Here is a 19,418-nt window from a genome sequence, read left to right as displayed (position 1 = left end):
GCAAGCCTGCGCGCCGGGCCGTGCGGGCCGCGAATCGAACGCCGCGCCGCGCACGGCCCCGCGCGGCGGCCGCTTCAGCGCGGCGGCTTCGTCGCCTTGAACAGCACGAACGGCTTGCTGCCGTCCGCGTGCGCATGCGCGCCGGGCGCGCCGCCCGCCTCGTCCGCCCGGAAGCCGAGTTCCATCGTCGCGGCAAGCGCGAAGCCCGCCGATTGGAGGGCTTCGCGGTACGTCGGCATGTCCCAGTGCGTGTCGACGACGTCGAACACGCCCTCGCCCGGCACGCGCAGATAGACGGGGCGTGCGTCGCCGTCGCGATAGACGATGCCCGGCTCGCCGTTGCGGAACGTCGGATACTGCACGCCCGTCGTGCGCGGGTTCGTGTCGAGGACGTAGTACGTGCCGCCCGGCTTCAGCACGCGCAGCACCTCGGCCGCGACGCGCGCGAGCTCCGCGCGCTCCGCGATGTTGATGAACAGGAAGCAGCTGATCGCCGCATCGAAGCTCGCGCCGGCGAACGGCAGCGACGGCCCGTCGATGTGCGCGTACTGCAGGCCCGCGCCGGTGCCGGCCGCGTTTGCGCTGTCGATCATCGTCGGCGCGATGTCGACGCCCGTCACGTGCTCGACGCCCGCCGCCTTGAGCCGCCGCGATACCTTGCCGCCGCCGCAGCCGTAGTCGAGCACGCGGATCGCCGTGCCGTGCGTGCCCGTGAGCTCGGCGATGAGCGGGCGGTAGCCGAAGCGCTCCTCGATCCGGTCGTCGTATGCGTGAAAGCGCTGCGAAACCTCGTGTTCGGTCCAGTCGGTCTTCATCGGGGTCCTCGTGCGTTATTGAAGCGAGGCGGACGCCATGTCCCAGCGGTTCAGGAGATAGGCGCGATGGAACGGGCCGACGAGCGCGAGCGCGTCGTCGGGCGGCGGATTGCCGGCCTTGATTTCGCGATAGATCCAGAACAGGCCGAGCACGTCGCGCCAGTACGGATCGAGATCGACGTCCTGCAGCGCGGCGAGCGGCATTCCGGCGCGAATCCGGCCTTCGTAGTCGAGCACGCGCCGGATCGTCGCCGGGCCGGTGCCCGCCGGCATGCGCGGCGGCGCTTCGTTCGTGACGATCGTCGCGTCGCATTCGTCGAGCAGCGCCTGCACGCGCGGCAGGTTGTCGTCGTACACGTGGATCGAGCCGACGTGATGCGAGTACGTGCCGAGCTCGCACCCGAGCCGCGACGCGAGGTATTCCTGCAGGAACGTGAACGAGAACACGTCGTTCAGGAGCCCGATGTACGCGTCGTTCGCGCGCATGAAGGCGACCGCGTGCAGCCGTGCGTCGCGCAGCAGCAATTGCAGGCCGAGCGTGCACGACACGTCGACGTTGCGCCGGTACAGATCCTCGTCGGCGCTGAAGATCTGCAGCACGACGCGCTTGCTCTCGGCGTCGTCGCGCGACAGGATGTCGAGCGCGCGCTCGATCTGGTCGAGCGAACGCTCGCCGTAATGCAGCAGCCGCGCGCCGTAGCCGGTGCCGGGCAGATGCTTGCCGTCGGGGCTGTAGCGCGCCATCGACGGCGCGTAGTGCTCGATGAATGCGAGATCGTTGCGGCCGGACAGATACCACAGCGCCTCGGCATAGTTGAAAACGACGTTCTGCCTGCGCGCGGCGTGCCGGCAGAAGCGCGCGCGCGGATCGTCGATGCGCGCGCCGTAGCCGATGATTTCGCGCTCCGCGTGCCCGCGCGGCGCGCTCCGGTATTCGTACGCGCCGCAGACGTCCCTCAACGTGGCGAGATAGAGCTCGCTGAGACCCGGATAGCGCCGCATGTCAGACCCTCGCGCCGATGCGGTCGATCGCGGCTTCGATCGCGGCCGGATCGATCCGGCCGCCGCTGTATTCGACGCGCTCGATGTGCGTGATCTCGTCGAGCCCGCGCACGAGGTACGCGTATTCCTTGTCGGCTTCGAGCAGCAGCACGATCGGCTTGCCGAGCGCCGACGCCCAGCCGAGCTCGATGTGCGTGCCGGGCGACGCCGGCGCGCCCGGAAACGCGACGAAGTAGTCGCACAGGCTGATCTGCTCGTAGTCCGTCCTCGTGCACACGGCGGGCGTCATGAACTCGCGCCCCCAGTGCTCGCGCCGGTGCGCGCAGTGCACATCCCAGCCGCGCGCCTCGAAATGATCGATCACGTGGCGAAACAGGTTGATGCTCTCTTCCGGCATCACGCCGGTGTGCTTGTCGACCAGGGATTTGAACGGTCCGCCCAAGAACATACGCTTCATCGGCTGTCTTCCTTTCGGTTGGAATGATGGAGGGCGTGCGCTCGCAGCGCCACGCGCGCGACGTGGTCCGCGAGGACGCCCGGGAATTGAGGCACGCCGTCCGGCACGCGGACCCAGCGGCAATCCGCCGCGTCGTCGCCCGGGCGCAGCGCGCCTTCGGCATGGCGGCACAGCATCGCGATCAGCACGTAGTGATGATGCCGGCCGGCCGGATCGAAGCCGATCACCTCGACGACGTCGAACGGCTCGCCGATCTCGGCGCGCACGCCGGTTTCCTCGAACAGCTCGCGCGCGGCCGCGTCGCGCAGGCTCTCGCCCGGCTCGACCGAGCCGCCCGGAAAGCCCCACGTGCCCTTTTGCGGCTCCTTGCCGCGCTGAACGAGGATCACTTCGTCGCCGCGAAACGTGACGGCGATCACCGCGACGCGCGGCGCCGCGAGCGCCGCCGCGCGGCCGGTGCCTTTCGGATCAGTCATCGTCGATGCTCCGCATCTTCGCCCTCTCTCTTCGCGCGCCGTTCGTTCGGCCCGCATGCGCAAAACGACGGTAATCGGCCGCCTCGGTGATTAATGGATGAAACAATCCGCTCGAATTTGCTCGGATTTTGCGAATGAATATTTTCGATTCGCGATTCAGCGGCCTTTCCGTTTTCGGAAATTTCGCAAAGCGCCTAGCCTAACACAACCCTGACGATTCGCTCGAATGCGATTTTATTAACCAAATCGCCGCCCCCTGATTATTCGGCCGCATTCCATACTTATTGCGCTGGTCGATTGACAAATGAAACCGGCCGTTGCTATACCTATTAACCGTTGCCGATTCCGCGCATCAATCGACGAAGCGCCCCGCCATACGTTTGCGCCGCGCCCGACTGCCGCGCGGCGCGGTAATCGCCTCGCTTTCGCACGCCGTCGGCACATCCGGTTTCGAATCAGCCTGCATTTGCGGTAATCCGTAACGCCGCACCACTCCGTATCGTCGTCCGATATGGAACTCTCATCGTCACGCAACTGAAACACAAAAAAGGTGATCGATTATGCAAACGCATCCGGACGGGCTGTCCAGTCAATACGAGGCGCAGCGCTATTCAAACGCGCGCAATATTCTGAGATCCGAAATTATCTACGGCGACGGGTTTCAAAGCCCCGGCGGCATCGAAGGATTCAGGACGATGCTTGCCGACAAGATGCCGATCGAGCCCGGCATGCATCTGCTCGACGTGGGCTCCGGCCTGGGCGGCGCCGCGTTCCATCTCGCGAGCCGCTACGACGTGACGATCGTCGGGCTCGACACCGCGCCGCGGATGACGGAGCTCGCGGCGGCCCGGCAGCCGGCGCTCGATCCGCGCGGGCGCGTGCGCTTCGTCAACGGCGACATTCACGGCGACGCGCTTGCCGGCGAGCGTTTCGACATCATCTATTCGCGCGACGCGCTGATGTACGTGCACGACAAGGCGTCGCTGTTCGCGCGCTGCCACGCGCTCCTCGCGCCGCAAGGCCGCCTGTACATCACCGACTTCTGCCGCGGCCGCGCGTCGCTCGCGTTCGACGCATATGTGTCGGTGTCGGGCTACGACCTGAGGACGATCGACGAGTACGCGCGGATCGTCGAGGACGCGGGCTTCGACGTCCTCACCGCGACCGACGTCAGCGACGACGCGCGGCGCCAGTTGACCGACGATCTGCATCGCTACGAGGCGCGCGTCGCGTCGCGCGATCCGTCGATCGATGCACCCGACGCCGAGCACATCGTCGAGCGCTGGCGGCGCAAGATCCGCTTCGTCGATGAAGGGAGCCTGCTGCAAGGGCTCTTCGTCGCGCAGCGCCGATAGGCCGCCCGTTCGACGGTCATTCAGGAGAAGCCGACATGCTGACATCGCATTCCGATCATCTGCAAATCGACTGGGAAACCGGCGGAACGGGCCGCTATCATTGGGTGTGGCTGCGCCAGGCCTGCGAGTGCGCAGAGTGCTTCAACGGCCACTGCCGGCAGCGCCATTTCGATCCGGGCGCGATTGCGCCCGGCATCCGGCCGGAGCGCGTGTCGCTCGGCGCGCACGGGCTGCGGATCGTCTGGCAGGACGCGCACGTGAGCACGTACGCGCTCGACCGGCTCGCGCGCGACGACTACCGCGACGGAAATTCCGCGGCCGACGCGCAAGCCGGCCCGCCCTGGACGCCGTGGCCCGAGCGCGGCGCGCCGGCGTCGAGCCATTTCAGCCTCGCCGACGTGCTGGAAAGCGACGCCGCGCTGCGGCTCGCGCTGAATCGTCTGTTCGAGTCGGGCCTTGTCGTGCTGAAAGCGGACGGCGGCGCGACGCGGCCTTTCGACGAGGTTCGCGAGCGTCTCGCGGGCTTTCTCGATCCGTCGTACTTCGGCGAATTCTTCGATCTCGAAATCAAGTCGGACGACGCGACCGACAGCGTGTCGTTCAGCACGAAGGCCTTGCCGCTGCACACCGACATTCCGTACTGCTCGCCGCCGCCCGACTACCAGTTCCTGTTCGGCCTCGACGTCGATCCGCGCTGCGCGCGCGAGCAAATCGGCTGCACGCGGTTCGTCGACGGCTGGGCGGTGCTGTCCGAATTGCGCGACGCGTCGCCGGACATGTTCGATCGGCTCGCGCACACGAACGTCGTCTATCGCGCCGAATATCCGAACGCGCGCAAGCGCTACGAGCATCGGACGCCGATCGTCCGGCTGCGGCCGGACGGTTGCGTCGAGCGCCTGATCAACAATCCGACGAAGATGTTCTTCGACGGCATCGGCTTCGACGATCTGATGCCGTTCTTCCGCGCGTATCACGCGCTCAAGGCGCGCCTCGTCGCGACGAGGCGATCGTATCTGCACACATGGACGCAGGGCGACATGGTCGTCTGGGACAACCGGCGGATCTTTCACGGACGCGGCGACTTCGGCGCACCCGGGATCGTGCGCACGCTGCGCGGCGGATATTTCAAGGAAGGCGAGCTGCGGGCGCGCGAGGCGTTTATCGCCGCGGCCGCGCGGCGCGCGGAGGGCTGAGCGCGGCGGCGCGTCGTCGATGCGCGCGCGGCGCTGTTCGCATGGCCGTCGCGGCCGCCGAAGCGCCGAACCCCGCGCTCGCCTGCGCGCGCATGAGACGGCATGAGACGGCCCGCGCGCGCATGCCCGCTCGGATGTCGCCGGCCGGCTCGCATCGCGCGAGCCTGAATGCATCAAGCGGGATACGTGAGGCAGGCCGCGCCCGCCGCCACCGCCGCGCACGCGACGAAGCGCCGTCCGCTCGGCTTCTCGCCCAACCACGCCCAGCCGATCAGCACCGAAAACACGATGCTCGTCTCGCGCAGCGCGGCGATCGGGCCGACCGGGCCGCGCGACAGCGCGTCGACGACCGCCGCGTAGCTGATCAGCGAGATCAGCCCGCCCGCCGCGGATTTCAACGTTTCGGCGCGCGTGAAGCCGGCGTTCAAGCGGCCGCCGACGAGGAGGAACACGGCGGGCATCGCGACGCCATACGCGATGAAGATCCACGCCGCGTACGCGAGCGGATGGCCCGCGACGCGCGAGCCGACGCCGTCGACCGTCACGTAGCCGCCGATGAAGAGCGCGGTCGCGAGCGCCGCGGCGAACGAGCGCGAACGAATCCGCGAGCGGCCGAGCGCGAGGCTCGCGATGCCGCCCGACACGAGCGCGATGCCCGCGAGCGGCGCGCCGCCGAGACGCTGGCCCGCCCACGCGTAGCCGCCCAGCGTGACGAGGAGCGGCACCGCGCCGCGCACGACCGGATAGACCTGGCTGAGCGCCGCGCCTTCATACGCGTAGGCGAGAAACACGCTGTAGCCGACCTGCAACGCGGCGGACGCCGCCAGGTACGGCCAGCTCGCGCGCGCGGGCAGCGGCAGCAGCGCCGCGCAGACGAGCGCCGCGGCGGTCGTCGCGAAGCTCATCACGGTGATGCTCCGCAGACGATCCGCGCCGCTTCTGAGCAGCGCGTTCCAGGTCGCGTGCAGGATCGCCGCGAACAGCACGAGCGCGATGACGGACGGCGTCATCGGCGCGCGGCGAACGCAGCGGGGGACGCGCAAGACGCGCAAGATGCAGGAAGCCCCGCTGCGGCGCGGCGGCGGGCGGATTGCGGACAAATCATGGCGGACCTCATTCCTACGCCGGCATTACCCGGATCAGGTTTAGGGGTCGTTCCTTGCGCGGAACCTCTCAGCCGATCGCCCGGCTCCCCCTGATGGCCGCGCTATTATCGGCAAGAACCCGGTGGCCGACAAGCCGACGCGGGTTGATTCGTTCGCCGTCTGCGAGCGTGTCGGTCGACGCGGGAAAATGGGGCGACGGGACGGCGTGGCAATGGGACGGCGTGGCAATGGAGCAATGGAGCAACAGGGCCGACCGCGACGCACGACCGATGCCGCGCATGTCGCCAAGCGCGCGGCGAGCAGGCTGCGGCCGCGCGATGCCGGCATAATGAACGCCGACGCCCCCACTTCTTTCGCCCGCGGCCGCCATGACGTTTGCCATCGTCGTCCTGAACCTGATCGGCTTCTTCGTCGAGCTCGCCGATCCCGACCGCGTGCTCTCGCTGTTCGCGCTGTGGCCGCCGCGTAACGGTGCGGGCGCCGCCGTGCCCGCGTTCCATCTCTGGCAAATCATCACGTACAGCATGCTTCACGCGGGGCTGTCGCACCTGCTCTTCAACATGCTCGGGCTCGTGATGTTCGGCCGCGACGTCGAGCGCTCGCTCGGCCGCGCGCGCTTCGGCACGCTTTATGTCGCGAGCGTCGTGTGCGGCGCGCTTACGCAGCTCGTCGTCGCGCGCTACACGGCGGCGGGCGCCGCGCCGACGATCGGCGCGTCGGCGGGCGTGTTCGGCGTGCTCGCCGGGTACGCGCTGCTGTATCCGTCGCGCCGCGTCGTGCTGCTGTTTCCGCCGATTCCGATGCCCGCGTGGGTGTTCGCGCTCGGCTACGCGGGCATCGAGCTGCTGCTCGGCGTCGCGGGCGCGGCGAGCGGCATCGCGCATTTCGCGCATCTGGGCGGGATGCTCGGCGCGCTCGTGCTGATGCTGTTCTGGACGCGGCCGAAAAGGGAGTGGCCGATCGAGTGAGCGCGGCCCGCACTCTGTCGCGCGACGGGCGGCACGGCCTGCCGCGCCGTCACTGCGGCACCGAATGATCGGCCTTGTTCGCCGGGCCGGCTTGCGTCGCCAGCTTCGGCGCGCCGGAATCGTCGCGGCCGCGCTTCGCCGCGCCCCCGCCCGCCGCCGAGTCGTCCAGCAGCGGCTCGTCGTTCACGAGCCGCACGAGCATTTCGTGATCGACGACTTCGTGCTTCAGCAGATACTGTGCGATCCGCTCGAGCGCGTCGCGCCGCTCCTTCAGCGTCCGCGACACGCGATCGTGCGCCTCGGCGAGGAGCCGCTGGATCTCGTCGTCGATCCGCGTCGCGGTGCTCTCGCTCCAGCGCTCGCCGCCCGGCTGCCAGACGACGGGCGGCAGCCCGCGGCTGTCGGCGTCGCCGAACGTCGCGAGGCCGATCCGCTCGCTCATCCCGTATCGGGCCACCATGTGCCGGGCCATTTCGGTCGCGCGCTCGAGATCGTTTTCCGCGCCCGTCGACACGTCGCCGAACACGATCTCCTCGGCGACGCGCCCGCCGAGCAGCACGTCGAGCCGATCGAGCAGCTCGCTCTTGCGCAGCACGTAGCGATCCTCGGTCGGCACCTGCTGCGTGTAGCCGAGCGCCGCGATTCCGCGCGGAATGATCGACACCTTCTTCACCGGATCGCTGTGCGCGCGGGTCTGCGCGATGAGCGCATGCCCGGCCTCGTGATGCGCGATCGTGACCTTCTCCTGCTCGCTCATCACGCGGCTCTTGCGCTCCATGCCCGTCATCGTCCGGTCGATCGCCTCGTCGAAATCCGACATCTCGATCGCCGGCTTGTCGAGCTCGGCCGCGTGCAGCGCCGCTTCGTTGACGATGTTCGCGAGATCCGCGCCGACGAAGCCCGGCGTGCGCGACGCGAGCTCGCCGAGATCGACGTCCGCCGCGAGCTTCACGTGCTTCACGTGCACCGACAGAATCTGCCGCCGCCCGGTCAGATCCGGCCGGTCGATCGCGATATGCCTATCGAAGCGGCCGGGGCGCAGCAGCGCGGGATCGAGAATCTCCGGACGATTGGTCGCCGCCATGATGATGACGCCCGAGTTCGCCTGGAAGCCGTCCATCTCGACGAGCAGCTGGTTGAGCGTCTGCTCGCGCTCGTCGTTGCCCGACGTGATGCCCGCGCCGCGCACCTTGCCGAGCGCGTCGAGCTCGTCGATGAAGATGATGCAAGGCGCTTTTTGCTGCGCCTGCTCGAACAGGTCGCGCACGCGCGCCGCGCCGACGCCGACGAACATCTCGACGAACGACGAGCCGCTCGTCGAGAAGAACGGCACGCCCGCCTCGCCCGCGACCGCCTTCGCGAGCAGCGTCTTGCCGGTGCCGGGCGCGCCGACGATCAGCACGCCCTTCGGAATCTTGCCGCCGAGCCGCTGATAGCGCGCGGGCGCGCGCAGGAACGCGACGATCTGCTGGAGCTCGGCCTTCGCCTCGTCGATGCCGGCGATGTCGTCGAAATCGATGCCGGTCTTCGCCTCCACGTAAACCCGCGGCTTGCTCTTGCCGACGCCCGACCAGTCCTGCAGCCCGCCGCGCGGGCGCCGCAACATCACGTTCCAGACGATCGCGAACACCGCGATCGGCACGATCCACGACGCGAGCGTGCCGATCCAGGTGTCGTCCTCCGCGCCACGGTAGCGGGTGCCCGTCGCGGCGAGCGTGTCGATCAGGCGCTCGTCGGTCACGCGCCTCGTCGTGAAGCGCCACGGCGCGCCCGCGCGCTTGATCGCGTCGGCGTCGGACGCGGGCAGCGCCGCCGCGGCCGTGCTGTTGCGCAGGACGCCCGTGATCCGCGTCGGGCTGACTTCGAGATCGTCGACCTGCGCGGCCGTCGCGAGCTTGCGGAAGTCGCTGTACGCGATTTGCGTCGCGGGCGCGCTCAGCGTCGCGAGCTGCAGCGCGAGCAGCACCATGAAAACGAGCACGACGACGAAGCCCAAGTATCCGGTTTCGCTCTTCATCGGGATGCCTCGGCGTGTGTTCGGCGGTACGAAGTGGTCGGCGGACGCGCACGCGCTAGGCGGCGTCGCGCATCCAGTGCGCGCGCAGCACGTCCTCTCCTTCACGATAGTCGATTTCGAGCTCGCCGCGATGCGCGCGCACGAGCGCCTCGCTCAGCCGGTGGACGAGGTGCGAGCCCGTCGTGCGCACGGTCATCCCTGCGGGCCGCGTGTCGATCGACACGATGCGCTCGAACGGCCGGTCGTGGCGCTCGCCGCCCGCCCGATGGCGCAGCAGCGCGACGATGTCGTCGCAATGGCGCGCGAAATAGCCGCCTTCGAGCACGAGTTCGCCCGCGCCCGCGCGCTCGCGGATGCGCCGGCACGCGGGGCACACGATCTGCAGCAGCGTGCCCGCCGCCGCATGCCAAGTCCAGCGGCCACCGTCGTACAGCGCGCCGCATTCGGTGCAGCCCATGCCGCTCTTCAGGCGAGCCGGCGCGCCGTAGCCGTGCGCCGCGTGCGCGCGCGGCGCGTCCCGATCACGGCGCAGCCTCATCGCCGCATAGAGTTCGTTCGATCCGTAGATCATCGTCTTTCCTTGTCGATATGTCGTACGTTTCGCGTGCGGCGCCCGGCGCTCGTCGGCGGCATGCGCTTGCATCGTGGGAATGGCGGCGCGCGGCCGGGGCGCGACGTACATGAGCGAGCATCGGCGATCGCCCGCACGTGCGGTTGACGCCGATCAACGCTTGACGAAATCTTGCCGCCTCGCGCGCACCGATTGGTACAGAACCGTAGCCAATGGGCGAAGGCCGATACGATCGGCCCAGGCAGGCGAACGGCGCGCTTGGGCGGATCGCGGGGCGCCATATGTCGTGGGGGGCGGCATATCGCGCGTCGCCGCCGTTCGTGAACGGCCGCGCGTGTGCCGCGATTGCCGTGGCGCAGCATGGCCACGGCAATTCGCGCCGCTTGCCGGCGGCGCCCGCTGGACGATCGCGCGGATGTCGACGGAAGACGCCGAACGACGACACGGTGACGCGCCGCAATACGCGATCGCGCCTCGAGAGGCGTGTCTGATCCTTTCGGCAACGCCCGTCATCGGCGCGAGCGACGCTTGCGGGCCGCCGCTCGCAGTTGAGGCAATACTCGATTGCAATTCATCTTGACATCAATCAATGTAACGTTTTGACGACGAACGCCGATGCCCGGCGCAAGCCAACGCGCGACGCGCAACTCGCATCGCGGCTCAAGCATCGCGTGCGGGCCGCCCGTGCGTCCAGAACACGATACGGAGACACCTCAAGATGGCGCGCTACGACACGATCATCCGCAACGGCCTATGGTTCGACGGCACGGGCGCCGAGCCCCGCGCGCGCGACCTCGGCATCCGCGACGGCCGGGTCGCGACGGTGTCCGACGCACCGCTCGCGGCCGATGGCGCGGACGTGATCGACGCGGCCGGCAAATGGGTGCTGCCCGGCTTCGTCGACATCCATACGCATTACGACGCCGAGATCCTCGTGTCGCCGGGGCTGCCCGAATCGGTGCGGCACGGCGTGACGAGCGTTTTCCTCGGCTCGTGCTCGCTGTCGACGGTTCACGCGGACGCGCTCGACTGCACCGATCTCTTCAGCCGCGTCGAGGCGCTGCCGCGCGAGCAGATGCTCGCCGTGCTGTCGCGCGCGAAGACCTGGGACACCGCGGCCGCGTACGTCCGCCATCTCGAATCGCTGCCGCTCGGCCCGAACGTCGCCGCGTTCCTCGGCCATTCGGACTTGCGCACGCACGTGCTCGGCCTCGGGCGCGCAGTGGACGACCGCGTGCGGCCGCACGAGGCCGAACTGCAAAGGATGGAGCGGCTGCTCGACGACGCGCTCGACGCGGGCTTCGTCGGGCTGTCGTCGATGACGACGCCGTGGGACAAGCTCGACGGCGAGCGCTACCGGTCGAAGTCGCTGCCGTCGACGTTCGCGACGTGGCGTGAATACCGGCGGCTGAACCGCGTGCTGCGCCGCCGCGGCCGCGTGCTGCAAAGCGCGCCGAACACGACGAATCCGCTGAACGGCCTGCTCTTCATGGCCGCGAGCTGCGGCTACTTCGTGCGCAAGCCGCTGCGCACGTCGCTCCTCGTCGCGGCGGACAGCAAGGCCGCGCCGCGCGGCACCGTCGACGTGCTGCTCAACGGCGTGCGGCTCGCGAATGCGCTCTTTCGCGGCGAGCTCGTCTGGCAGCATCTGCCGGTGCCGTTCCAGGTCTACGCGGACGGGATCGATTTCGTGATCTTCGAGGAATTCGGCGCGGGCCGCGCGGCGCTGCACCTGAACGACGCGCTCGAGCGCAACAGGCTGCTGCAGAACGAAGGCTACCGGCGCGAGTTCCGCAAGCAGGTCGGCAAGGGGCTCGACCTGAGGCTCTGGACGCGCGATCTGCACGACACGCGGATCGTCGGGTGCCCGGACGCGTCGGTCGTCGGCAAGTCGTTCGGCCAGGTCGCCGACGAGCGCGGCATCCATCCGGCAGACGCGTTCCTCGACCTCGTCGTCGCGCACGGGCAAAAGGTGCGCTGGTGCATGACGATCGCGAATCACCGCGCGGACGTGCTCGACCAGATCGCCGCGCATCCCGCGTTGCAGATCGGCTTCGCCGATTCGGGCGCGCACCTGCGCAACATGGCGTTCTACAACGCGCCGGTGCGCTTCCTGCGCCGCGTGCGCGAGGCCGAGCGCGCCGGGCGGCCGTTCATGTCGGTGCAGCGGGCGGTGCATCGCCTGACGGGCGAGCTCGCCGGGTACTTCGGGATCGACGCCGGCACGCTGCGCGTCGGCGATCGGGCGGACGTCGCGATCGTCGATCCCGCGCATCTCGACGCGTCGGTCGACGCCTGTCACGAGGCGGACATGAGCGTGTTCGGCGGGCTGCGCCGGCTCGTGAACCGCAGCGGCGCGGCGGTCGCGGCGACGCTCGTCAACGGGCAGGTCGTGTATCGCGACGGCGCGTTCGCCGACGGCTTCGGCGAAACGCGGCGCGCCGGGCATTTCCTGCGGGCCGCGACGCGTTAGGCGTCAGGCCGCCCGGGCGCGAAGGACGGCGCGGGGCGGAATCGCGACGCGCCCGGTCATTCGTCGCGCGACGGCGCGCGCCCTTCCGCATCCGGCTCCCCGGCGGCGCATGGCCGTATCCGGTACGCGCAGCGGCGCGCGCCGACCGGAATATGCTCGATGCGCTCGATCGTCAGCGCATCGCCGAGCATCTCGCGGAAGATCTCGAGCTCGGAGCGACAGAAGCCCTGGCACGCGGTGGCGGCCGCGCAGATCGGGCAGTGATTCTCGATGAAGAGCCAGCCGTCCCCGTCGGGCGCGCGCGACCATTCGGCGAAGTAGCCTTCGCGGTCGCGCAGTTCCGCGAGACGCGCGATGCGCGTCTGCGGGTCCGTCACGCCCTCGAGCGTTTGCGTGTACGTGCGGCGCATCTCCGTCTCGCGCGCGGAGATCAGCAGATCGAGCGTCGGCTGGCCGAGCGTCGTGCGGATGATCCGGATCAGGTCGACCGTCATGTCCGCGTGCGCGTCCGGGAAATGGCCGTGGCCGAGCGGCGTGAGCCGCCAGATCCGCGCCGGCCGCCCGACGCCCTGCGCGACGTTCTCCGCCTCGACGAGCCCGTCCGCCTCGAGCTTCTTCAACTGCTGCCGCGCGGCCTCGGCCGTCGTGCCGAGATACGCGCCGAGCTCGGCCGCCTGCAACGGGCCGCGGCGCTTCAGCACGTTCAGCACGCGCTCGGAAACCGGGATTTCCTGCTTCGAAAAAGTATCGTCCATCGCTGCATTATCAAATGTTGGGCTTGCGCAATGCAACGATAACGCAAGCCGGCCACGCCAATCACCCAAATAAACCAAGGATATTCTTGACTTATTCCGTTGTCAGACAAATCATGTCCCCGATTCTTACAAAATGACTGAGAGATTTCCATGGGCCGTCGGCTATTGCTTGCATTGGCGCTATTGGCGTTCATTTTCGGCGGGCTGTTTCTGTGGCGGGAAAGCCGCGTGCAGGCCGCCGATCATCCCCCCGCTCCCCCGCCCGCGCTGACGGTTTCCGCCGTCGCCGTGCGCGCCGCGCCCGAGCGCGTGTCGATCGACGCGGTCGGCTCGCTCGACGCGGTCCGCCAGGTGACGCTCGCGCCCGAAGTGGCCGGTCGCGTCGTCGCGCTGCATTTCGAGGCCGGCACGACGGTGCGCAAGGGCCAACTGATCGTCCAGCTCTTCGACGAGCCCGAGCGCGCGAAGCTCGCGTCGATCCAGGCAAAGGCCGCGTTCGCGAAGCGCCAGCTCGATCGCTCGCAGGCGCTCGCGCTAACGGGCGCCGAGCCGCGCAATATCTATGACCAGCACCGCTTCGATTTCGACGCGTCCGCGGCCGACATCCGCGAGACGCAGGCGGTGATCACGCAAAAGGCGGTGCGCGCGCCGTTCGACGGCGTGCTCGGCCTGCGCCGCGTGAACCTCGGCCAATACCTGAACGCGGGCGACGCGATCGCGACGCTGACCGATCTCGACACGCTGTACGCGAACTTCACGGTGCCGCAGAAGAGCTTGAGCCAGCTGCGCCTCGGCCAGAACGTGTCGATCACGACGGACGCGTATCCGGATCGCACGCTCGTCGGCCGCGTGAGCGCGATCGAGCCGCAGGTCGGCGCCGACACGCGCAACGTCGCCGTGCAGGCGACGCTCGCGAACCCCGGTCACCTGCTGCGCCCGGGGATGTACATCCAGGCGCGGCTCGAGCTGCCGCCGCGCGAGCGCGCGCTGACGGTGCCCGACACCGCGGTGCAGACGTCGCAGCGCGGCGAATCGGTGCTCGTCGTCGGCAAGCCGGGCCGCGACGGCCTCGGCGTCGTGCGGCTGCAGCCCGTGCGCACCGGCCGGCGTGCCGAAGGCCGCATCGCGATCGCCGAGGGCCTGCGTCCGGGCGACGTGGTCGTCACGTCGGGCCAGGTGAGGCTCGCGGCGGGCGACAAGGTGAAGGTCGCGCTCGAGGACGGCGCATCGTCGGGAGCCGAGCAATGAACGCCGGCACGCCTCACGATTCGGGCGCAACCCGCGCGCGCTTCACGGACGTATTCGTCCGCCGCCCGGTGCTGTCGCTCGTGATGAGCCTGCTGATCCTGCTCGTCGGCCTGCGCGCGCTGATGTCGCTGCCGGTGCGCCAGTATCCCGCGCTCGAGAGCGCGACGATCAGCGTCGAGACCGACTACCCCGGCGCGTCGCAGGATCTGATGCAGGGCTTCGTGACGACGCCGATCGCGCAGTCGATCGCGACGGCCGACGGGATCGAATACATCACGTCGACGACGACGCAGGGCAAGAGCGTCGTGAAGGCGCGGCTGCGCCTGAACGCGAACGCGGACCGTGCGATGACCGAGGTGATGGCGAAGGTCCAGCAGGTCAAGTACAAGCTGCCCGCGGATGCGTACGACTCGGTGATCACGAAGCTGACCGACGCGCCGACCGCCGTGATGTACCTCGGCTTCGCGAGCGACACGCTGTCGATCCCGCAGATCACCGATTACGTGGTGCGCGTCGCGCAGCCGCTCGTGACGACCGTGCCGGGCGTCGCGTCGGCCGAGATCCTCGGCGGCCAGAACCTCGCGATGCGGGTCTGGCTCGACGCGACGCGGCTCGCCGCGCACGGGCTGTCCGCCGGCGACGTCGCCGCGGCGATTCGCGCGAACAACGTGCAGGCGGCGCCCGGTCAAGTCAAGGGATCGCTCACGATCGCCGATATCTCGGCGAACACCGATCTGACCGACGTCGGCGCGTTCAACGGGATGGTCGTGAAGAACGATCCGAACGGCGGCGGGCTCGTGCGGCTGAAGGACGTCGCGACGGTCGAGATCGGCGGCGAGAACTACAACTCGAGCGCGCTGATGAACGGCCGGCGCGCGGTGTACATCGCGGTCAACGCGACGCCCGCCGGCAATCCGCTCGAAATCGTGCGCGGCGTCGGCGCGGTGCTGCCGGCGATGGAGCGCAACAAGCCGGCGAGCATCCAGATCGCGAACATGTTCGACGGCGCGCGCTTCGTCAACGCGTCGATCGCCGAGGTCCGCTCGACGCTCGCCGAGGCGATCGCGATCGTCGTCGTCGTGATCTTCCTGTTCCTCGGCTCGTTTCGCGCGGTGATCATTCCGGTGCTGACGATTCCGCTGTCGCTCGTCGGTTCGGCCGCGCTGATGCTCGCGGCGGGCTTCTCGCTGAACCTGCTGACGCTGCTCGCGATGGTGCTCGCGATCGGGCTCGTCGTCGACGACGCGATCGTCGTCGTCGAGAACATTCACCGGCACATCGAGGAAGGCGAGCCGCCCGTGCGCGCGGCGCTGATCGGCGCGCGCGAGATCGCGTCGCCCGTGCTCGTGATGATGGCGACGCTGATCTCCGTCTATGCGCCGATCGGGCTGATGGGCGGCCTCACGGGCTCGCTCTTCAAGGAGTTCGCGTTCACGCTCGCGGGCGCGGTGCTCGTGTCGGGGATCGTCGCGCTCACGCTGTCGCCGATGCTCGGTTCGCTGCTCCTGACGAGCAAGATGTCCGAAGGCCGGGTCGCGAAGGCGATCGAGCACACGCTCGAGCGCGTCACGCGCGTCTATCAGCGCGGCCTGCACGCGAGCCTCGCCGCGCGGCCGGCGATTCTCCTGATCGGCGTCGGCGTGCTGGCGGGCATCGTGCTGCTCTTCTCCGGCGTGAAGCGCGAGCTCGCGCCGCAGGAGGACCAAGGCTCGATCATGGTCGCGGTGAAGGCGCCGCAGTATGCGAACCTCGATTACATGGAGCGCTACGCGCCCGACATCGAGCGCGTGTTCCGCACGCTGCCCGAAGCCGACACGAGCTTCATCCTCAACAGCTACGGCGGCAGCAACCTCGGCTTCGCCGGCGTGAACCTCGTCGACTGGGAGAAGCGCACGCGCAGCGCGTCGACACTGCAGGCGCTGATCCAGGCGCGCGGCGACCAGATCCGCGGCGACCGCGTGTTCGCGTTCCAGCTCCCGGCGCTGCCCGCGTCGAGCGGCGGGCTGCCGATCCAGATGGTGCTGCGCGCGCCGTCGAGCTTCGCGGATCTCTACGCGCAAATGGAGCGGATCAAGGCGGCGGCGCAAAAGAGCGGCCTTTTCGCGGTCGTCGACAGCGATCTGACGTTCGACAGCCGCGCGGTGGGCGTGACGATCGACCGCAATCAGGCGAACACGCTCGGCGTGACGATGAAGGACATCGCCGACACGCTCGCCGTGCTCGTCGGCGAGAACTACGTGAACCGCTTCAACTTCAAGGGCCGCTCGTACGACGTGATTCCGCAGGTGTCGCGCGGCGAGCGGCTGTCGTCGGAGATGCTGAGCCGCTATTACGTGAAGACGGGCTCCGGCCAGATGATCCCGCTGTCGACGGTGATCCACGTGACGAACGGCAGCCAGGCGAACGCGCTCAGCCAGTTCAACCAGATGAATTCGGCGACGTTTTCCGCCGTGCCAGCGGCGGGCGTGACGATGGGCGAAGCGGTCGCGTTCCTCGAGGCGCAGAAGCTGCCGTCCGGCTTCTCGATCGACTGGCTCGGCGAATCGCGACAGTACGTGCAGGAAGGCAACCGGCTCGCCGTCACGTTCGGCTTCGCGCTGATCGTGATCTTCCTCGTGCTCGCCGCGCAGTTCGAGAGCCTGCGCGATCCGCTCGTGATCCTGGTGTCGGTGCCGCTGTCGATTTGCGGCGCGCTCGCTCCGCTCTACCTCGGCTTCGCGACGCTCAACATCTACACGCAGATCGGGCTCGTCACGCTGATCGGCCTGATTTCGAAGCACGGGATTCTGATGGTCAGCTTCGCGAACGATCTGCAGCGCCACGAAGGGCTCGACCGGCGCGCCGCGATCGAGCGGGCGGCGGCCGTGCGGCTGCGGCCGATCCTGATGACGACCGCGGCGATGGTCGCGGGCCTCGTGCCGCTCGTGTTCGCGGCTGGCGCCGGCGCGGCGAGCCGCTTCGCGATCGGCATCACGGTGTCAACGGGCATGCTGGTCGGCACGCTCTTCACGCTGTTCGTGCTCCCCACCGTCTACACGTTCGTCGCGAAGGACCACGGCGCGGCGATGCGCAGCGAGCGCGCGCAACTCCTCGCGGCAATCCGATGACCATGAACGACACGATGCATCGCTTTCCCAACGATACGGCGCCGAACGCGCGCCGCCACCGCCGCGCGCCGGGCGCGGCCGCCTCGATCACGCGCTCGGCGGCCTGCTCGATCGCCGTCGCGGCCGCCCTGCTCGCGACGGGCTGCACGCTCGCGCCGCGCTACGAGCGTCCGGCCGCGCCCGTGTCGGGCGCGTTCCCGACCGACGGCGTCTACGCCGCGCAGCCGGGCGCCGCGTCCGGCGCGCGCAGCGCGAACGGCCAGTCGGCCGTCGACATCGGCTGGCGCGAGTTCTTCGTCGATCCGCGCCTGCAGCGGCTCATCGAGATCGCGCTGAGGAACAACCGCGATCTGCGCGTATCGGTGCTGAACGTCGAGGCCTCGCGCGCGCAGTATCAGATCACGCGCGCCGGCCTGTTCCCGACGCTCGACGGCACCGGCACGGGCTCGATCCAGCGCTATCCCGCCGGCGTGTCGACGACGCGCCAGCCGCTCATCTCGCGCGCCTACAACGTCGGCGTGTCCGCGTCGTGGGAGCTCGACCTGTTCGGCCGCGTGCAAAGCCTGAAGGACCAGGCGCTCGCGCAATACTTCGCGACCGCGCAGGCGCGCAAGGCCGCGGAGATCTCGCTCGTCGCGAGCGTCGCCGATCAGTACCTCTCGCTCCTGTCGACCGACGACCTGCTGCAGGTCACGGAGAACACGCTGAAGACGGCGCGCGCGTCGTACGACCTCACGAAGCTGCAGTTCGACAACGGCACCGGCTCGGAGCTCGATCTGCGGCAGGCGCAGACGGTCGTCGAGACGGCGCTCGCGAACCAGCAGGCGCAGGCGCGCGCGCGTGCGCAGGCGGTCAACGCGCTCGTGCTGCTGATCGGCGAGCCGCTGCCCGACGATCTGCCGGCCGGCCTGCCGCTCAACGCGCAGAACCTGCTGACCGACGTGCCGGCCGGGCTGCCGTCCGATCTGCTGACGCGGCGCCCCGACATCATGCAGGCCGAGGAGGCGCTGCGCGCGGCGAACGCGAACATCGGCGCGGCGCGCGCGGCGTTCTTCCCGAAGATCTCGCTGACGGCGGCGTTCGGCACCGCGAGCCCGACGCTCGGCGGCCTGTTCAAGGCCGGCACGGCGGCGTGGTCGTTCGCGCCGAGCATCGCGTTGCCGATCTTCGAGGGCGGGCAGAACATCGCGAACCTCGATCTCGCGCACGTGCAGAAGCGCATCGAGATCGCGAACTACGAGAAGGCGATCCAGAGCGCGTTCCGCGAGGTGTCGGACGGGCTCGCCGCGCGCGGCACGTACGATCAGCAGATCGCGGCGCTCGAGCGCAACGAGCACGCGCAGCAGCGCCGCTACGATCTGTCGGACCTGCGCTACAAGAACGGCGTCGACAGCTATCTGTCGGTGTTGACCGCGCAGACCGATCTGTACACGGCGCAGCAGCAGTTGATCAGCGCGCGGCTCGCGCGCTGGACGAACCTCGTCGATCTGTACCGCGCGCTGGGCGGCGGCTGGATCGAGCGCGCGGGCGACACGCCGCGCCCAGCGGATGCGCCCGTCGACTACGGACGTGCGGCGGCGCCCGCGGCGGCGATGGCGGTAGCGATTTTGTCCACCCAAAATTAGTTGAGCACGCAACCAATTAAGAGACGGCGATACGAATCGAACAATGACCGGCGATACCGTAATCGGTACGGATGCACAATCGGCGAAGCTTTTGCACAATCGGACGCAGCAGCCAATCAAGAGCTCGCCTAGAACCCGAGAGACAGCAACAAAACGGAAATCGATTCACCCAGCAGACATAACAACAAAGCAACAAGACTTCCGTGTTCTTCGCGATGCGTATCTCAATGTTGAATAACCTTGAGGCACA

At 68.8% G+C, this 19,418-nt stretch carries 16 protein-coding genes, 1 pseudogene and 1 riboswitch; of the genes and pseudogenes, 8 read left to right on the top strand and 9 right to left on the bottom strand.

All coding sequences use genetic code 11. The features are described 5' to 3' along the window. Nucleotides 1-74 precede the first annotated feature (74 nt). From WT60_RS26700 to WT60_RS26685, 4 genes are read right to left on the bottom strand one after another with little or no spacing between them, the layout of a single operon-like run. Nucleotides 75-815 carry a class I SAM-dependent methyltransferase gene (locus WT60_RS26700; protein ID WP_038744908.1) on the bottom strand — a complete coding sequence of 247 codons (741 nt, stop codon included), beginning with the start codon at nucleotides 813-815 and terminating at the stop codon, nucleotides 75-77. Nucleotides 816-830: 15 nt separating this feature from the next. Further along, nucleotides 831-1,817 (bottom strand): thymidylate synthase, encoded by a 987-nt coding sequence (locus tag WT60_RS26695; protein ID WP_060356633.1) that lies wholly within the window; start codon nucleotides 1,815-1,817, stop codon nucleotides 831-833. 1 nt (nucleotide 1,818) lies between these two features. Then, nucleotides 1,819-2,274, bottom strand: a complete 456-nt coding sequence (locus WT60_RS26690; protein WP_038744910.1) for a nucleoside 2-deoxyribosyltransferase — start codon at nucleotides 2,272-2,274, stop codon at nucleotides 1,819-1,821. Next, nucleotides 2,271-2,750, bottom strand: a complete 480-nt coding sequence (locus WT60_RS26685; RefSeq protein WP_038744911.1) for an NUDIX hydrolase — start codon at nucleotides 2,748-2,750, stop codon at nucleotides 2,271-2,273. The genes WT60_RS26690 and WT60_RS26685 overlap by 4 nt, the downstream gene beginning before the upstream one ends. 560 nt (nucleotides 2,751-3,310) lie before the next feature. Here WT60_RS26685 and WT60_RS26680 point away from each other — a divergent pair. Then, nucleotides 3,311-4,105 carry a methyltransferase domain-containing protein gene (locus WT60_RS26680; RefSeq protein WP_059582846.1) on the top strand — a complete coding sequence of 265 codons (795 nt, stop codon included), beginning with the start codon at nucleotides 3,311-3,313 and terminating at the stop codon, nucleotides 4,103-4,105. Nucleotides 4,106-4,140: 35 nt separating this feature from the next. After that, the gene (locus tag WT60_RS26675) at nucleotides 4,141-5,298 is read left to right on the top strand and encodes a TauD/TfdA family dioxygenase (protein WP_060356632.1); all 1,158 of its coding nucleotides are present in this window, start codon (nucleotides 4,141-4,143) and stop codon (nucleotides 5,296-5,298) included. Between the two features lie 173 nt (nucleotides 5,299-5,471). Here WT60_RS26675 and WT60_RS26670 read toward each other — a convergent pair whose 3' ends face one another. Both WT60_RS26670 and WT60_RS34765 read right to left on the bottom strand, forming a co-directional pair. Then, a complete protein-coding gene (locus WT60_RS26670; RefSeq protein WP_038744914.1) occupies nucleotides 5,472-6,308 on the bottom strand; it encodes a DMT family transporter in 837 nt (278 codons plus the stop codon). An 89-nt stretch (nucleotides 6,309-6,397) separates the two neighbouring features. Beyond that, nucleotides 6,398-6,504: riboswitch (TPP riboswitch) on the bottom strand. Beyond that, nucleotides 6,472-6,786 carry a hypothetical protein gene (locus tag WT60_RS34765; RefSeq protein WP_157131076.1) on the bottom strand — a complete coding sequence of 105 codons (315 nt, stop codon included), beginning with the start codon at nucleotides 6,784-6,786 and terminating at the stop codon, nucleotides 6,472-6,474. (Overlaps the previous riboswitch by 33 nt.) On the opposite strand from WT60_RS34765, the gene WT60_RS26665 reads away from it, so the two are divergent. Continuing rightward, complete coding sequence (locus WT60_RS26665) at nucleotides 6,773-7,372, top strand: rhomboid family intramembrane serine protease (RefSeq protein WP_038744915.1); 600 nt, start codon at nucleotides 6,773-6,775, stop codon at nucleotides 7,370-7,372. The genes WT60_RS34765 and WT60_RS26665 overlap by 14 nt on opposite strands. 49 nt (nucleotides 7,373-7,421) lie before the next feature. Here the strand turns inward: WT60_RS26665 and ftsH are convergent, their stop codons facing one another. Both ftsH and WT60_RS26655 read right to left on the bottom strand, forming a co-directional pair. Beyond that, nucleotides 7,422-9,389 carry an ATP-dependent zinc metalloprotease FtsH gene (gene ftsH / locus WT60_RS26660; protein WP_038744916.1) on the bottom strand — a complete coding sequence of 656 codons (1,968 nt, stop codon included), beginning with the start codon at nucleotides 9,387-9,389 and terminating at the stop codon, nucleotides 7,422-7,424. Nucleotides 9,390-9,444: 55 nt separating this feature from the next. Beyond that, nucleotides 9,445-9,960, bottom strand: coding sequence for a BCAM0308 family protein (locus WT60_RS26655; RefSeq protein WP_060356661.1), 516 nt, complete (start codon nucleotides 9,958-9,960; stop codon nucleotides 9,445-9,447). Nucleotides 9,961-10,678: 718 nt separating this feature from the next. On the opposite strand from WT60_RS26655, the gene WT60_RS26645 reads away from it, so the two are divergent. Continuing rightward, complete coding sequence (locus WT60_RS26645; protein ID WP_060356631.1) at nucleotides 10,679-12,433, top strand: amidohydrolase family protein; 1,755 nt, start codon at nucleotides 10,679-10,681, stop codon at nucleotides 12,431-12,433. Nucleotides 12,434-12,489: 56 nt separating this feature from the next. On the opposite strand, the gene WT60_RS26640 is transcribed toward WT60_RS26645, so the two are convergent. Beyond that, nucleotides 12,490-13,188: a metalloregulator ArsR/SmtB family transcription factor gene (locus WT60_RS26640; protein WP_038744919.1), complete on the bottom strand. Its 699-nt coding sequence runs from the start codon at nucleotides 13,186-13,188 to the stop codon at nucleotides 12,490-12,492. 150 nt (nucleotides 13,189-13,338) lie between these two features. On the opposite strand from WT60_RS26640, the gene WT60_RS26635 reads away from it, so the two are divergent. The 4 genes and pseudogenes from WT60_RS26635 to WT60_RS35405 all read left to right on the top strand — a co-directional run. Then, nucleotides 13,339-14,436: an efflux RND transporter periplasmic adaptor subunit gene (locus WT60_RS26635; protein ID WP_059641333.1), complete on the top strand. Its 1,098-nt coding sequence runs from the start codon at nucleotides 13,339-13,341 to the stop codon at nucleotides 14,434-14,436. Next, the gene (locus WT60_RS26630; RefSeq protein WP_038744921.1) at nucleotides 14,433-17,543 is read left to right on the top strand and encodes an efflux RND transporter permease subunit; all 3,111 of its coding nucleotides are present in this window, start codon (nucleotides 14,433-14,435) and stop codon (nucleotides 17,541-17,543) included. The genes WT60_RS26635 and WT60_RS26630 overlap by 4 nt, the downstream gene beginning before the upstream one ends. Continuing rightward, entirely contained in the window at nucleotides 17,540-19,168 is a 1,629-nt protein-coding gene (locus WT60_RS26625) for an efflux transporter outer membrane subunit (protein WP_236860932.1), read from the top strand. Before WT60_RS26630 ends, WT60_RS26625 begins: the two co-directional genes overlap by 4 nt. 31 nt (nucleotides 19,169-19,199) lie before the next feature. Next, nucleotides 19,200-19,402 (top strand): annotated as a pseudogene (locus WT60_RS35405) (hypothetical protein); the annotation flags it as partial. Between the last annotated feature and the right edge of the window lie 16 nt (nucleotides 19,403-19,418).

Origin of the sequence: Burkholderia sp. MSMB617WGS (genome assembly GCF_001532025.2) — a bacterium.
Lineage (GTDB): Bacteria > Pseudomonadota > Gammaproteobacteria > Burkholderiales > Burkholderiaceae > Burkholderia > Burkholderia savannae.
This window is presented reverse-complemented; position numbering and strand designations above follow the sequence as displayed.